This window comes from Rhodoferax potami, from assembly GCF_032193805.1.
GTDB lineage: Bacteria > Pseudomonadota > Gammaproteobacteria > Burkholderiales > Burkholderiaceae_C > Allorhodoferax > Allorhodoferax potami_A.
On sequence record NZ_JAVBIK010000001.1, the window covers coordinates 2,692,242 to 2,707,274 of the forward strand.

At 59.2% G+C, this 15,033-nt stretch carries 15 protein-coding genes; all 15 read left to right on the forward strand.

The features are described from left to right. Nucleotides 1–22: 22 nt before the first annotated feature. The 15 genes from RAE19_RS12940 to hisG all read left to right on the forward strand — a co-directional run bounded on the left by RAE19_RS12940 (nt 23) and on the right by hisG (nt 15,029). Nucleotides 23–493, forward strand: a complete 471-nt coding sequence (locus tag RAE19_RS12940) for a hypothetical protein (protein ID WP_313875277.1) — start codon at nt 23–25, stop codon at nt 491–493. 86 nt (nt 494–579) lie between these two features. Continuing rightward, nucleotides 580–1,356 (forward strand): MBL fold metallo-hydrolase, encoded by a 777-nt coding sequence (locus RAE19_RS12945; protein WP_313875278.1) that lies wholly within the window; start codon nt 580–582, stop codon nt 1,354–1,356. 39 nt (nt 1,357–1,395) lie between these two features. Next, on the forward strand, nt 1,396–2,088 hold the full coding sequence (locus tag RAE19_RS12950) for a transposase (protein WP_313875279.1): 693 nt from the start codon (nt 1,396–1,398) through the stop codon (nt 2,086–2,088). A 180-nt stretch (nt 2,089–2,268) separates the two neighbouring features. Then, nucleotides 2,269–7,056, forward strand: coding sequence for a glutamate synthase-related protein (locus RAE19_RS12955; protein ID WP_313875280.1), 4,788 nt, complete (start codon nt 2,269–2,271; stop codon nt 7,054–7,056). An 18-nt stretch (nt 7,057–7,074) separates the two neighbouring features. Then, nucleotides 7,075–8,541 carry a glutamate synthase subunit beta gene (locus tag RAE19_RS12960; protein WP_313875281.1) on the forward strand — a complete coding sequence of 489 codons (1,467 nt, stop codon included), beginning with the start codon at nt 7,075–7,077 and terminating at the stop codon, nt 8,539–8,541. Between the two features lie 56 nt (nt 8,542–8,597). Continuing rightward, nucleotides 8,598–9,437, forward strand: a complete 840-nt coding sequence (locus RAE19_RS12965; protein WP_313875282.1) for an ABC transporter ATP-binding protein — start codon at nt 8,598–8,600, stop codon at nt 9,435–9,437. Then, complete coding sequence (gene mlaE, locus RAE19_RS12970; protein WP_313875283.1) at nt 9,434–10,216, forward strand: lipid asymmetry maintenance ABC transporter permease subunit MlaE; 783 nt, start codon at nt 9,434–9,436, stop codon at nt 10,214–10,216. Before RAE19_RS12965 ends, mlaE begins: the two co-directional genes overlap by 4 nt. 9 nt (nt 10,217–10,225) lie before the next feature. Continuing rightward, nucleotides 10,226–10,705 carry an outer membrane lipid asymmetry maintenance protein MlaD gene (gene mlaD / locus RAE19_RS12975; RefSeq protein ID WP_313875284.1) on the forward strand — a complete coding sequence of 160 codons (480 nt, stop codon included), beginning with the start codon at nt 10,226–10,228 and terminating at the stop codon, nt 10,703–10,705. Beyond that, a complete protein-coding gene (locus RAE19_RS12980; RefSeq protein ID WP_313875285.1) occupies nt 10,702–11,415 on the forward strand; it encodes an MlaA family lipoprotein in 714 nt (237 codons plus the stop codon). Before mlaD ends, RAE19_RS12980 begins: the two co-directional genes overlap by 4 nt. Before the next feature lie 111 nt (nt 11,416–11,526). Then, the gene (locus RAE19_RS12985; protein WP_313876235.1) at nt 11,527–12,126 is read left to right on the forward strand and encodes an MlaC/ttg2D family ABC transporter substrate-binding protein; all 600 of its coding nucleotides are present in this window, start codon (nt 11,527–11,529) and stop codon (nt 12,124–12,126) included. Between the two features lies 1 nt (nt 12,127). Continuing rightward, nucleotides 12,128–12,394: an STAS domain-containing protein gene (locus tag RAE19_RS12990; RefSeq protein WP_313875286.1), complete on the forward strand. Its 267-nt coding sequence runs from the start codon at nt 12,128–12,130 to the stop codon at nt 12,392–12,394. 29 nt (nt 12,395–12,423) lie between these two features. Then, nucleotides 12,424–13,350: an ABC transporter ATP-binding protein gene (locus RAE19_RS12995; protein ID WP_313875287.1), complete on the forward strand. Its 927-nt coding sequence runs from the start codon at nt 12,424–12,426 to the stop codon at nt 13,348–13,350. Further along, on the forward strand, nt 13,347–14,102 hold the full coding sequence (locus RAE19_RS13000; RefSeq protein ID WP_313875288.1) for an ABC transporter permease: 756 nt from the start codon (nt 13,347–13,349) through the stop codon (nt 14,100–14,102). Before RAE19_RS12995 ends, RAE19_RS13000 begins: the two co-directional genes overlap by 4 nt. A gap of 7 nt (nt 14,103–14,109) precedes the next feature. Then, on the forward strand, nt 14,110–14,352 hold the full coding sequence (locus RAE19_RS13005; protein ID WP_313875289.1) for a BolA family protein: 243 nt from the start codon (nt 14,110–14,112) through the stop codon (nt 14,350–14,352). 38 nt (nt 14,353–14,390) lie between these two features. Further along, entirely contained in the window at nt 14,391–15,029 is a 639-nt protein-coding gene (gene hisG / locus RAE19_RS13010) for an ATP phosphoribosyltransferase (RefSeq protein ID WP_105262764.1), read from the forward strand. Nucleotides 15,030–15,033: the final 4 nt, after the last annotated feature.

Sequence of the window (15,033 nt, forward strand, 5' to 3'; positions counted from 1 at the left end):
GTTTTGCAAATTGGAGATTGTTATGAAGCAGTGGTTGAAATGGGTTGGTATCGGTGCAACGGTGGCATTGTTGGGTGCATGTGCGAGCAGCAGCCCTGATGTGATTCAGCGTGGCGACTCCCAACGCTTGGCGCAAGTTCAGGATGGGGTCGTGTTGTCTATTCGCAATGTCGTGGTGGACGGTAACCAGTCCGGCGTGGGCGCCGCGGTAGGCGGAGTCGTAGGGGCCATTGGTGGCTTCAGCGGCAGTGGTGTGCAGCGCGAAGCGCAAGTACTTGGCGTGCTTGCAGGCGTAGCCGGCGCAGCCGCGGGTAATGCGATTGAGCGTTTCTCCACCAAGGAAGAAGCGGTAGAAATCCTGGTGCAACTGAAAAACGGCGACCGCCGCGCCATTGTTCAGGCCAAAGGCGGTGAACAATTGGTGGCGGGGGATCCTGTGGTGTTGGTCACCACCGGCTCCAAAGTCCGCGTTACCAAGGCGCCCAAGAATTGATTTGAATCAGAGCCTTCGCTGGCGATAGATTTCACAATGGGGTTTTGAATGGGCGCATCAGCGCCCATTTTTCATAGGGCACCCCCATGGCAATTGAACTCTTCAAAAGTCCGCAGCATTGCTGCATCATGTTTTCCGATCTGGTAACCGACGAGGCAGAGGCGGTACAGGCCAATCAGTTTCTCATTGTCAATCACGGGCAGGCAGCCATCATTGACCCCGGTGGCAACATGACCTTCAACGCGCTGAATCTCACGATGCGTGAATACGTGGCGCCTAAGCATCTGGACTACATCATTGCTTCGCATGCGGACCCAGACATCATCGCGTCCTTGGATCGATGGATGACTTCCACCTCTGCAAAGTTACTGATCTCCCAGCTATGGGCGCGGTTTGCCCCCCATTTCTGCAAGGTCGGGAAAACCGAAGATCGCATCACGCCGATCCCTGACGAGGGCGGCATCTTGCGCTTGGGCAACTCGGAGCTCTTGTTACTACCTGCCCACTTCATGCATGCTGAAGGAAATTTCCAGTTTTACGACCCGATCAGCAAAATCCTGTTTTCAGGTGATTTGGGCGTATCCATGGTGGGTGGGCAGGATGCCAAGCGCTCTATTGAGAGCTTGCAGCCCATGCCCGCGGGAATGGAGGCATTTCACCGGCGGTACATGGTGAGCAACAAAATTTTGAAGCTGTGGGTCAAGATGGTGCGCGCGTTGGATATCCGGATGATTGCCCCGCAGCACGGCGCTCCCTTGGTGGGGCCGGCGATACCGCAGTTGTTGGACTGGCTGGAGAACCTTTCCTGTGGCATTGATTTGATGGGCACTCCGCAGTACCAATTACCGGTTCGTGCTTTGTAGTTCGGATAGAGGGGCGGGTATCCGCTACGATCCTCCGCCATGGCACGACTTCCAAGACTATCGATTGCAGGGCACTTGCACCATGTGTTGCAGCGCGGGGCCCATGGCCAAGCGGTATGCCGAGATACGGAGGATTTTGAAGCGTTCCTGAGCGCGTTAGACAGCGCTGCCGAGGCGAATCACGTCGCAGTGCATGGCTATGTGGTCTTGGCAGATCATTTCCATTTGCTTGTGACGCCCGCGAGTGCAGAGGGCTTGCCGGGCTTGATGCAGGCCTTGGGCCGCAGCTATGTCAGGTACTTCAACAGAAGATACGAACGCCGTGGCACCCTGTGGGAAGGGCGGTTTAAATCGGCTGTGTTGCAGCCGCGCTATCTGCTGCCTGTGTTGACCTACTTCGATACCCATGCCCTGCGACACGGTGAGGGGGCCGCGCCGGCGGACTACGCGTGGTCGACCCATGCCCATTACAGCGGCGCCCGGGTGGACAAGCGCATTGCGACACATCCGGCGTATTGGGGTTTAGGCAACACCCCGTTTGCCCGGGAAGCGCAGTACCAAGCCGCGGTGCAAGAGGGCCTCAATTCAGTGCAATTGGGTGAAATCACCGAGGCTGTGATCGGTGGATGGGCCTTGGGCGATGCTGCATTTGTCGCAGATTTGCAAAAAAACAGCGCCCGTCGACTCACTAAAAAAGCTCCCGGTCGGCCAGCTCTCCACGTTAAAACTTAGTCAAATAGTGTCTTTGCTTAGGTAAATAAATCGCTGATTGCTATCAAATTGATGTGACCCCAATAAATTAAGACGTCATTTCGGGTTAATTTAAATGGGGTCAGACCCCATTTAAAAATCTTGGCACTTTTGTTGCGTTGCAGTATTCTCCAAACCCACTGCAATTTTCAGGAGTGCGCCATGACCACGGCAGCCGAAATCCAATATCTCAAAGACCACGGTTTGTATTCCAACGCGAATGAGCACGATGCCTGCGGCGTCGGTTTTGTCGCGCACATCCGGGGCGAGAAGAGCCATGACATCGTCAAAAATGCACTCAAGATCCTCGAAAACTTGGACCATCGCGGCGCAGTAGGCGCAGACGCACTGATGGGCGATGGCGCAGGTATCTTGATCCAGTTGCCTGATGCGCTGTACCGCGAAGAAATGGCCAAGCAAGGCGTGACCTTGCCGCCCCAAGGCGAATACGGCGTCGGCATGATCTTCTTGCCCAAAGAGCACGCCTCCCGCCTCGCTTGCGAGCAGGAAATGGAACGCGCCATCAAGGCCGAAGGCCAGGTGCTGTTGGGTTGGCGCGATGTGCCGGTGAACCGCGATATGCCCATGTCGCCCACCGTGCGCGCCAAAGAGCCTATCCTGCGTCAAGTCTTCATCGGCCGCGGCAACGACGTGATCGTGCAAGACGCGCTGGAGCGCAAGCTGTACGTGATCCGCAAGACCGCCAGCGCCAACATTCAAGCACTGGGCTTGACCCACTCCAAAGAGTATTACGTGCCCAGCATGTCCAGCCGAACCGTGGTCTACAAGGGCCTGCTGCTGGCCGACCAGGTGGGTGTGTACTTCAAGGATCTGGAAGACGCCCGTTGCGTGTCGGCTCTGGGGCTGGTGCACCAGCGCTTCTCCACCAACACCTTCCCCGAATGGCCATTGGCTCACCCCTACCGCTATGTGGCTCACAACGGTGAAATCAACACCGTTAAAGGCAACTACAACTGGATGAAGGCCCGCGAAGGCGTGATGTCTTCTCCCGTGTTGGCTGCCGATCTGCAAAAGCTCTACCCCATCAGCTTTGCGGACCAGTCCGACACCGCCACTTTCGACAACTGCCTTGAGCTGTTGACCATGGCGGGCTACCCCATCAGCCAAGCCGTGATGATGATGATCCCAGAGCCATGGGAGCAGCACACCACCATGGACGAGCGCCGCAAGGCCTTCTATGAATACCACGCAGCGATGATGGAGCCATGGGACGGCCCAGCCTCGATCGTGTTCACCGATGGTCGCCAGATCGGCGCCACGCTGGACCGCAACGGTCTGCGTCCTTCCCGCTACTGCATCACTGATGACGACTTGGTCATCATGGGCTCCGAGTCCGGCGTGTTGCCAGTGCCTGAGAACAAAATTGTGCGCAAGTGGCGCCTGCAGCCCGGCAAGATGTTCCTGATTGACTTGGAGCAAGGCCGCATGATCGATGACGAGGAGCTCAAAGCCAGCCTCGCCAACAGCAAGCCCTACAAGCAGTGGATTGAGAACCTGCGCATCAAGCTCGACAACGTCACCTTTGACGAGCGTCGTACCGACAGCGCTTTGTCGGCCGTGGTGGCGGGCGTTGAGCCCAAGCGCATCACGGACCAAGTGAGCTTGCTGGACCGCCAGCAAGCATTTGGTTTCACCCAGGAAGACTTGAAGTTCCTGATCGCGCCTATGGCGGCAGCCGGTGAAGAGGCGATCGGTTCCATGGGCAACGACAGCCCCTTGGCTGTGCTGTCCGACAAAAACAAGCCGCTCTACAGCTACTTCAAGCAGCTGTTTGCCCAGGTGACCAACCCGCCGATCGACCCGATCCGCGAAGCGATCGTGATGTCTTTGGTGTCCTTTATCGGACCCAAGCCCAACCTGTTGGACATCAACCAGGTGAACCCGCCGATGCGCTTGGAGGTGAGCCAGCCGGTGCTGGACTTTGCCGACATGGCCAAGGTGCGCAACATCGAGCACCATACCCAGGGCAAGTTCCGTAGCTACACCCTCGACATCACCTATCCTTTGGCCTGGGGCCATGAAGGTGTAGAAGCCAAGCTGGCCTCCTTGTGCGCCGAGGCGGTTGACGCCATCAAGAGCGGCAACAACATCCTGATCATCAGCGACCGCAGCATCAGCGCGACCCAGGTCGCTATCCCCGCGCTGCTGGCCTTGTCTTCCATTCACCAGCATCTGGTGCGTGAAGGCCTGCGCACTACAGCAGGTCTGGTGGTCGAAACCGGTACTGCCCGCGAGGTGCACCACTTCGCGGTGTTGGCGGGTTACGGCGCAGAAGCCGTGCACCCCTACCTCGCCATGGAAACCCTGCAAAGCATCCACAAAGAGTTGCCGGGCGACCTGAGCGCTGAAAAGGCCATCTACAACTACATCAAGGCGATCGGCAAGGGCCTGTCCAAGATCATGTCCAAGATGGGCGTGTCGACCTACATGTCGTACTGCGGTGCTCAGTTGTTCGAAGCCATCGGCCTGAACACCGAAACCATCGACAAGTACTTCACCCGCACCCCCAGCAAGGTGGAAGGTATCGGCGTGTTCGAGATCGCGGAAGAAGCCATCCGCATGCACAAGCTGGCCTTCGGCGACAGCCCCGTGTTGGCCAACGCCTTGGATGCCGGTGGCGAATACGCCTGGCGCACCCGTGGTGAAGAGCACATGTGGACCCCGGATGCGATTGCCAAGCTGCAGCACTCCACCCGCGCTAACAACTGGAATACCTACAAAGAGTACGCCCAGATCATCAACGACCAGTCCAAGCGCCACCTGACGCTGCGCGGCCTGTTCGAGTTCAAGGTGGATCCCGCCAAGGCGATTCCGCTCGAAGAAGTCGAGTCCGCCAAAGAAATCGTCAAGCGTTTTGCGACCGGCGCCATGTCTTTGGGCTCCATCTCCACCGAAGCTCACGCGACATTGGCGGTGGCCATGAACCGCATCGGCGGCAAGAGCAACACCGGTGAAGGTGGTGAAGACGCGGCGCGTTACCGCAACGAACTCAAGGGCATCCCGATCAAGCAGGGCGACAGCCTCAAGAGCGTGATCGGCGCCGAGAACGTGGAAGTGGACCTGCCCCTGTTGGCCGGTGACTCCCTGCGCAGCCGCATCAAGCAAGTGGCTTCGGGCCGCTTTGGTGTGACTGCCGAATACCTGCACAGCGCAGACCAGATCCAGATCAAGATGGCTCAGGGCGCCAAGCCCGGTGAAGGCGGCCAGTTGCCAGGCGGCAAAGTGTCTGACTACATCGGCAAGCTGCGTCACTCCGTGCCTGGTGTGGGCCTGATTTCGCCCCCTCCACACCACGATATCTACTCCATCGAGGACTTGGCCCAGCTGATCCACGATCTGAAGAACGTGGCGCCGCACTCCGGCATCAGCGTCAAGCTGGTGTCTGAAATCGGTGTGGGCACCATCGCTGCCGGCGTTGCCAAGTGCAAGGCCGACCACGTGGTGATCGCTGGCCACGATGGTGGTACTGGCGCTTCGCCATGGTCCTCCATCAAGCATTGCGGCAGCCCTTGGGAAATCGGTTTGGCCGAAACCCAGCAGACTTTGGTGCTGAACCGCTTGCGCAGCCGCATCCGCGTGCAGGCCGACGGCCAGATGAAGACCGGCCGTGACGTCGCGATCGGCGCCTTGTTGGGTGCGGACGAATTCGGCTTCGCTACCGCACCGCTGGTGGTGGAAGGCTGCATCATGATGCGCAAGTGCCACCTGAACACCTGCCCCGTGGGCGTGGCGACCCAAGACCCCGTGTTGCGCGCCAAGTTCTCCGGCAAGCCAGAGCACGTGGTGAACTACTTCTTCTTCATCGCGGAAGAAGTGCGCCAGATCATGGCCCAGCTGGGTATCCGCAAGTTCGACGACATGATCGGCCGCTCCGACCTGCTCGACACCCGCAAGAGCATCGAGCACTGGAAAGCACAGGGCTTGGACTTCAGCCGCCTGTTTGCCCAGCCCAATGTGCCGGCCGACGTCCCACGCTTCCAGACGCTGGAGCAAGACCACGGCTTGGAGAAGGCGCTGGACAACGTGTTGATCGCCAAGAGCCGCGCTGCTATCGACAAGGGTGAAAAAGTGCAATTCATGGAGCGTGCACGCAACGTGAACCGTTCGGTGGGCGCCATGCTCTCCGGTGCGGTGACCAAGGTGCACCCAGAAGGCTTGCCGGATGACACCATCCGCATCCAGCTAGAAGGCACAGGCGGCCAGTCCTTCGGCGCTTTCCTTGCCAAGGGCATCACCCTGTACCTGATTGGCGATGCCAACGACTACACCGGCAAGGGCCTGTCCGGCGGCCGCGTGGTCGTGCGTCCAAGCATCGACTTCCGCGGTGACGCCATCCGTAACACCATCGTGGGTAACACGGTGATGTACGGTGCGACTACCGGCGAAGCCTTCCTGAGCGGCGTGGCCGGTGAGCGCTTTGCGGTCCGCTTGTCTGGCGCCACTGCAGTGGTCGAAGGCACTGGCGACCACGGTTGCGAGTACATGACCGGCGGTACGGTGGCCGTGTTGGGTAAAACCGGCCGCAACTTTGCAGCCGGTATGAGCGGCGGTATCGCCTATGTGTACGACGAAGACGGCCAGTTCGCCAAGCGTTGCAACACTGCCATGGTCAGCCTCGAGAAGGTATTGACCGCGGCCGAGCAAGCTACGGCGGTGGACAAAGCGGTCTGGCACCGTGGTGAGTCGGATGAAGCCCAGCTGAAGAAGCTGCTCGAAGACCACAACCGTTGGACCGGTAGCAAGCGTGCACGCGAGTTGTTGGACAACTGGGACGTGTCCCGCGCCAAGTTCGTGAAGGTGTTCCCCAATGAGTACAAGCGTGCTTTGGGTGATATTCATGCACGTAAATCGGCTCCAGCGCCCGCCAAGTCTGCGGACGCTGCTACAAAAAAGAAGCAGCCGCAGCCAAGTAAGGCCGGTCTGATCTAACGTACAAGGACACACATCATGGGAAAAGTCACTGGCTTCATGGAGTTTGAGCGCATCGAGGAGGGCTACAAGCCCGTTGCCGAGCGCTTGAAGAACTACAAAGAGTTCGTCATCGGTCTGGACGATGCACAGGCCAACAAGCAAGCCGCGCGCTGCATGGACTGCGGTACGCCGTTCTGCAACAACGGCTGCCCGGTCAACAACATCATTCCGGACTTCAACGACCTCGTCTTCCGCAAGGACTGGAAGGCTGCAATCGACACCCTGCACAGCACCAACAACTTCCCCGAGTTCACCGGTCGCATCTGCCCCGCTCCTTGCGAGGCAGCCTGCACCTTGAACGTCAATGAAGAGGCGGTGGGCATCAAGTCGATCGAGCACGCCATCATCGACCGCGCCTGGCATGAAGGTTGGGTGAAGCCCCAGCCCTCTACCGTCAAGACCGGCAAAAAAGTGGCCGTGGTCGGCTCCGGCCCCGCGGGTATGGCCGCAGCCCAGCAGCTGGCCCGCGTGGGTCACGACGTCACGCTGTTCGAAAAGAACGACCGTATCGGCGGCCTGCTGCGCTACGGCATTCCTGACTTCAAGATGGAAAAGTCCCACATCGACCGCCGCGCTGAGCAGTTGGTCGCTGAAGGCGTGACCATCCGCACCGGCGTGTTGGTGGGTGAAATGCCCAAGGGCTCCAAAGTTACCAACTGGGCCAAGGAAACCATTTCCCCCGAGCAGCTCAAGAAGGATTTCGACGCTGTGCTTCTGACCGGCGGCTCCGAGCAGTCCCGCGATTTGCCTGTGCCCGGCCGCGATCTGGACGGTATCCATTTCGCCATGGAATTCCTGCCCCAGCAAAACAAGGTCAACGCCGGCGACAAGCTCAAGAACCAGTTGCGCGCTGACGGCAAGCATGTCATCGTCATCGGCGGTGGTGATACCGGCTCTGACTGCGTGGGCACCTCCAACCGCCATGGCGCGGTCAGCGTGACCCAATTCGAGGTGATGCCCGAGCCACCGGCTGAGGAAAACCGCCCCATGACCTGGCCTTACTGGCCACTGAAGCTGCGCACCAGCTCCAGCCACGAAGAAGGTTGCGAGCGTGTGTTCTCCATCTCGACCAAAGAGTTCATCGGCGAAAAGGGCAAGGTCACGGGTCTCAAGACCGTACAAGTCGAATTCAAAGACGGCAAGTTGATCGATGTGCCCGGCACAGAAAAAGTACTCAAGGCCGACCTCGTGCTGTTGGCCATGGGCTTTGTGAACCCGGTGGCGACCGTGCTGGAGTCCTTCGGCATAGATAAGGACGCACGTGGAAACGCCAAGGCAACGACCGATTTCACCGGTGGCTACGCGACCAATGTGCCCAAAGTGTTTGCCGCTGGCGACATCCGCCGCGGCCAGTCGTTGGTGGTATGGGCGATCCGTGAAGGCCGTCAAGCAGCCCGAGCGGTGGATGAGTTCCTGATGGGCTTTTCCGACCTGCCACGCTGATAAGGGTTTTCCCCCTTATCATTCCAAGGCCGGGCACATCCCGGCCTTCTTGCTTTATGGCTCCAACATCTTCTACAGCTCTGGTTGAATTGAACAACGTCTCCTTCGGGTACGGGGAGCGTCGCATTCTCGACGGCATCAGCCTGACCGTCCCTCGTGGCAAGGTCACTGCGCTAATGGGAGCCTCAGGAGGCGGAAAAACCACCGTGCTTCGCCTGATCGGCGGGCAATACCGCGCTCAAAGCGGACAAGTGCTTCTCCATGGTGCCCCGGGCGAGGGTGCCTGCCAGGACATCACCCGGATGAACACCGCGGAGCTGTATGCGGCCCGCCGGCGCATGGGCATGCTGTTTCAGTTTGGTGCCTTGTTCACCGACTTGAGCGTGTTTGACAACGTGGCCTTTCCGCTGCGTGAGCACACCGAATTGCCCGAGGCCTTGATCCGCGACATCGTGCTGATGAAGCTTAATGCCGTGGGCCTGCGGGGCGCCCGGGACTTGATGCCGTCCGAAGTGTCCGGCGGCATGGCACGCCGCGTCGCGCTGGCACGCGCCATCGCTTTGGATCCCGAGTTGGTGATGTATGACGAACCGTTTGCAGGTTTGGACCCGATTTCATTGGGTACCGCCGCCCGCCTGATCCGTCAACTCAACGATGCCATGGGCCTGACCAGCATTGTGGTGTCGCACGATCTGGAAGAAACCTTCCACATCGCGGACCAAGTCATTATTTTGGCCAACGGCAAAATTGCGGCACAAGGCACGCCCCAAGAGGTGCGTGACAGTGTCGATCCTTTGGTCCATCAGTTCGTGAATGCGCTCCCCGAAGGTCCGGTGCGCTTCCATTACCCTGCCGCCCCTGTGGATGCGGATTTTTCTGTCGGGGCCCCTTCATGAAGTTCTTGCAACCAGCTGAATTGGGCTATGCCGTGCGCAGCAAGCTGGCGGACGCGGGTGCGGGTGCCCGCTTGTTCTTCCGCTTGGTCGCCTCCTTGGGGGCGGTGTTGCGCCGTCCGGCGTTGTTGCGCGACCAGATTCACTTCATGGGCAACTACTCGCTGGCCATCATCGCGGTGTCGGGCGTTTTTGTGGGCTTCGTGATGGGCTTGCAGTACTACTATGGCTTGCAGCGCTTTGGTGCTGCAGACTCGGTGGGTATGCTGATCAGCCTGAGCTTGGTGCGGGAGTTTGGCCCGGTGTTGACGGCGCTGCTGTTTGCCGGCCGCGCGGGCACTTCGCTCACCGCAGAAATTGGCCTGATGAAGGCGGGTGAGCAGCTCAGCGCCATGGAGATGATGGCAGTCGACCCGGTGGCCCGTATTTTGGCGCCTCGCTTTTGGGGGGCTGTCATTGCCATGCCCATCCTTGCGGCCATATTCAGTGCCGTTGGCGTGCTGGGGGGCTGGGTGGTCAGCGTGCCGATGATCGGGATTGATTCCGGCGCATTCTGGAGCCAGATGCAAAGCGGTGTGGATGCCTGGGTTGACGTGGGTAACGGGGTGCTCAAGAGCGTAGTGTTCGGTTTTGCCGTGAGCTTTATCGCCTTGTTGCAGGGTTTTGAAGCGCAGCCGACACCTGAGGGAGTGGCCCGTGCCACGACCCGGACCGTGGTGGTGGCGTCGCTTACCGTGTTGGCCTTGGACTTTGTCCTGACGGCCATGATGTTCAGTATTTGAGGGGGGAAAATGCAGCGTTCAAAAAATGATGTATGGGTGGGCTTGTTTGTTTTGCTCGGCGCCTTGGCGCTGGTGTTTCTGGCACTGCAGTCCGCCAATTTGTTGAGCTTCAGTGTCGACAAAGGCTACCCCGTGACAGCCAAGTTCGACAACATCGGGGGCCTCAAGCCCAAAGCAGCCGTCAAAAGCGCCGGTGTGGTGGTCGGTCGGGTGGAGTCCATCGGGTTTGATGACAAAACCTTTCAGGCTAAAGTAAACCTGTCGATGGACAAGCAGTTCGTATTCCCCAAAGACAGTTCGCTCAAAATTTTGACCAGCGGTTTGCTCGGCGAGCAGTACATCGGCATTGAAGCCGGTGCTGACAGCGCCAACCTCGCGGCCGGCGATGTCATCAGCACCACCCAGAGCGCGGTGGTGTTGGAGAACCTGATCAGTCAGTTCCTGTACAGCAAAGCGGCGGACGGCCCATCCGCCAAAGAGGCACCATGATGCGCCCCTCGATCCGCTGGATGCTGGGTGTGGCCTTGGTGGCTTTGCTCCAAGGCTGCGCCACGGTTGCTAATCCTGACCCGCGCGACCCCTTGGAGTCCATCAATCGCACCGTGTTTGGCTTCAACGACGCGGTAGATCGCGCCGTGCTAAAGCCTGTGGCGACGGCTTATGTCAACACCGTGCCTGCCTTTGGGCGCAAGGGCATCAAGAATTTTTTCGCAAACCTGGATGACGTCTGGTCTACGGTTAACAACGCCCTGCAACTGCGCGGTCAAGCCTTCGGGGATAGCCTCGGGCGGGTGATGATCAACAGCACACTGGGCCTCGGCGGCTTGGTCGACGTGGCCAGTGACCTGAATATTGAAAAACATCCTGCAAACTTCAACATCACGCTAGGGCGATGGGGCGTCGGTGCCGGTCCTTATGTGGTGTTGCCCCTGCTGGGGCCCTACACATTGCGCGAGGTGGGCGCCTTGCCGATCGACAACCGCGGCAATCTGGTGAACCAATTGGGCGACGAAGCAACCCGCACCGGGCTCACCGTGGTCGATCTGGTGGATACACGCGCCGGTTTTTTGGGGGCTGAAGATGTGGTGAGTGGTGCCGCGCTTGATCGCTACTCGTTTACCCGTGATGCGTATTTGCAGCGCCAGCGTTATCAGGTGTATGACGGCAATCCGCCCGAAGAGGAACCCTCGGAGCCGTAAGGTCGTAGCCGTTTCTGTGGGTGACTTTCCGCAAAAACGATAATCTGGCACTGTTTGAGGAAAAGAGTGATGTTGAAAAAACGTGATTTTGTAAGCGGCGCATTGGTGGTGATGGCAGCCTTGGGTGGTTTGGTCAGCAGCCCGGTCCATGCGGATGACGAGGCTCCCGATGCCCTGATCAAACGCCTCTCGGTTGATGTGTTGGACACCATCAAAGCCGACAAGACATTGCGTGCGGGCGACACCAGCAAAATTGTGGCCTTGGTAGATTCGCGCATCATGCCCAATGTGAACTTCCAGCGCATGACAGCTTCCGCCGTCGGACCCGGTTGGCGCCAGGCGAGCCCCGAGCAGCAAAAGCGCTTGCAAGAGGAGTTTAAAACCCTGTTGGTCCGCACCTATGCCGGTGCATTGGCGCAAGTCAGCGACCAAAGTATTGCCATGAAACCTCTGCGCGCTGCGCCTGAGGATAAAGAAGTGGTGGTTCGTACCGAAATTAAAGGTAAGGGCGATCCTATTCAGCTGGACTACCGATTGGAGAAGACCCCGGGTGTTGGTGCCGGCTGGAAGATTTACAACCTGAACGTGCTGGGTGTGTGGCTGGTCGAAACGTATCGCAGTCAATTTGCCCAGCAGATCAATGCGAAAGGCGTCGATGGACTGATCGATGCCCTGGCTGAACAAAACAAGGCGAACGCCAAGAAAGGCTGATGTGCTTAAGCTGCCTGCCACGATGACCCACGAGGTCGCACCAGCCTGTTTGTCCGAACTGCGGGATGGGCTGCAGCACGAGGCCAGTACGGTGGTGGTCGATGGCGAGCGTTTGCAGCGCTTCGACTCATCTGCGCTGGCTGTCTTGCTGGAGCTGCGGCGCGAGTGCGCCAAGGCCGGCAAGATGTTTGCCGTGCAAAAGCTTCCGGCCCGTTTGCGCGATCTGGCCGCCCTGTATGGGATTGATGCGCTGCTCAAGCCCGCCTGAGACCGGCAGCGTAAAATCGCGGGTTCTTTATGCCCGCCATCTCTTTCCAATCCATCTCCAAGACGTATCCCTCGCCCAAGGGGCCGAAAGGCTCCACCTTCAAGGCAGTCGATAACGTCAGTCTCAACATCGAAGAGGGCGAATTTTTTGGTCTCCTCGGCCCCAATGGAGCGGGCAAAACCACCCTGATCAGCATGCTGGCCGGCTTGTCCCGCCCCACCAGTGGCCATGTGCAAGTGCTGGGCAGCGATGTACAGACCGACTACGCCGATGCCCGCCGCAAACTGGGCGTGGTGCCCCAAGAACTGGTCTTCGATCCGTTTTTCAATGTGCGCGAAATGCTGCGCATCCAGTCCGGCTACTTCGGTCTGCGAAACAACGACGCCTGGGTCGATGAGTTGCTGGAAGGCCTCGGCCTGGCCGACAAGGCCAATGCCAACATGCGCCAACTTTCCGGTGGCATGAAGCGCCGTGTGCTGGTGGCGCAGGCTTTGGTGCACAAACCCCCCGTTATCGTGTTGGACGAGCCCACTGCGGGTGTGGATGTGGAGTTGCGCCAGACGCTGTGGCAGTTTGTCGCCAACCTCAACAAACAGGGCAGCACGGTGCTGCTCACTACCCACTACCTGGAAGAGGCCGAAGCCTTGTGCGGGCGCATTGCCATGCTTAAGACCGGCCGTATTGTGGCGTTGGACAAAACCAGCGACCTGCTCAAGGCCGCCAGTAGCAATGTGCTGCGTTTCAAGACGGCCGATGCATTGCCGGCTGAGTTGGCCGCGCGTGCGCGTATCACCGGCCGTATCGTCCAGCTGCCTGCCAACAACGCACTCGAAATCGAAAACTACCTTGCAGCGGTGCGCCAAGCCGGCGTCGCCGTGGAAGATGTAGAGATCCGCAAAGCGGATCTGGAAGATGTGTTCCTTGACATCATGAACAAGCAAGGAGCACACGCATGAACGGCTGGCAAACCCTGCTCTACAAAGAGACCCTGCGCTTCTGGAAAGTTGCGGCACAAACGATCGCCGGGCCGGTGCTGACCGCCATGCTGTATCTGCTGATCTTCGGCCACGCGCTGGAGAGCCATGTGAAGGTGTACGACCAGGTCAGTTACACCGCCTTTCTGGTGCCCGGCTTGGCGATGATGAGCCTGCTGCAAAACGCGTTTGCCAACAGCTCGTCCTCGCTCATCATGAGCAAGGTCATGGGCAATCTGGTGTTCCTGTTGCTCACCCCGCTGTCGTATTTCAACTGGTTTGTGGCCTACGTGGGTGCCGCTGTGATTCGCGGTTTGGTGGTGGCGCTGGGCGTGTTTGTGGTGGCGGCTTTCTTCACCCCCATGAGCTATGCAGCGCCGGTGTGGATTTTGGTGTTCGCCATTCTGGGCGCTACCCTGATGGCTGCACTGGGGCTGATTGCCGGCTTGTGGGCCGAGAAGTTCGACCAGCTGGCCGCCTTCCAGAACTTTGTGGTCATGCCCATGACGTTCTTGAGCGGCGTGTTTTATTCCATCCATTCCTTGCCCGCGTTCTGGCAAGGGGTGAGCCACTTCAACCCGTTTTTCTACATGATTGACGGCTTCCGCTTCGGCTTCTTTGGCATCAGCGACGTGTCCCCGTGGATGAGCCTTGCTGTCGTCGGCGGCGCCACCGTGGTGGTGAGCCTGATTGCCCTTCAACTGCTGCGCAGCGGCTACAAAATCCGCAGCTGAGATTCTTATGACCGCAGACCAACTCCAAGCCCTTATCACCGCAGGCCTCGCCTGTGACCATTGCGCGCTCGAAGGCGATGGCCGCCACTGGTACGCCACCATCGTGTCGCCCGAATTCGAAGGCAAACGCCTCGTCCAGCGTCAGCGCTTGGTGTACGCCACCTTGGGCAACCGCATGCAAACCGACGAGGTGCACGCCTTGTCGATGAAAACTTTCTCGCCCACCGAATGGGCAGCCCAGTCCGCCTGAGGCGCACGCAACTCCGAGAGCCCGCCATGAGCGCAGACATGATCACCCTGGCCCTGTCCAAAGGCCGTATTTTTGAAGAAACCGTGCCGCTGCTCAAAGCCGCCGGCATTGAGGTGCTGGACGACCCTGAAAAGTCCCGCAAACTGATTCTGGACACCAACCAGCCCAACGTCCGCGTGCTCGTGGTGCGCGCGACTGACGTGCCCACCTATGTGCAATACGGCGGCGCCGACCTGGGCATCACCGGCAAAGACACTTTGCTGGAGCACGGCAGCCAAGGCCTTTACCAGCCGCTGGATTTGCAGATCGCCAAGTGCCGCATCAGCGTGGCGGTGCGTGCGGACTTTGACTATGCGTCTGCTGTCAAGCAGGGCTCCCGACTCAAGGTGGCTACCAAATACGTGGCGATTGCCCGCGAGTTTTTCGCCAGCAAGGGCGTGCACGTGGATTTGATCAAGCTCTACGGCAGCATGGAGCTGGCGCCCCTGGTCGGCCTGGCCGACGCGATTGTGGATCTGGTCTCCACCGGCAACACCCTCAAGGCCAATCACCTCGTCGAGGTGGAGCGCATCATGGACATCAGCTCCCGCTTGGTGGTGAACCAGGCCGCACTCAAGCTCAAACAAGAACCCATCCGCAAGATCATCGACGCCTTTGCCGGCGCCGTAGGCCAGTAACTCC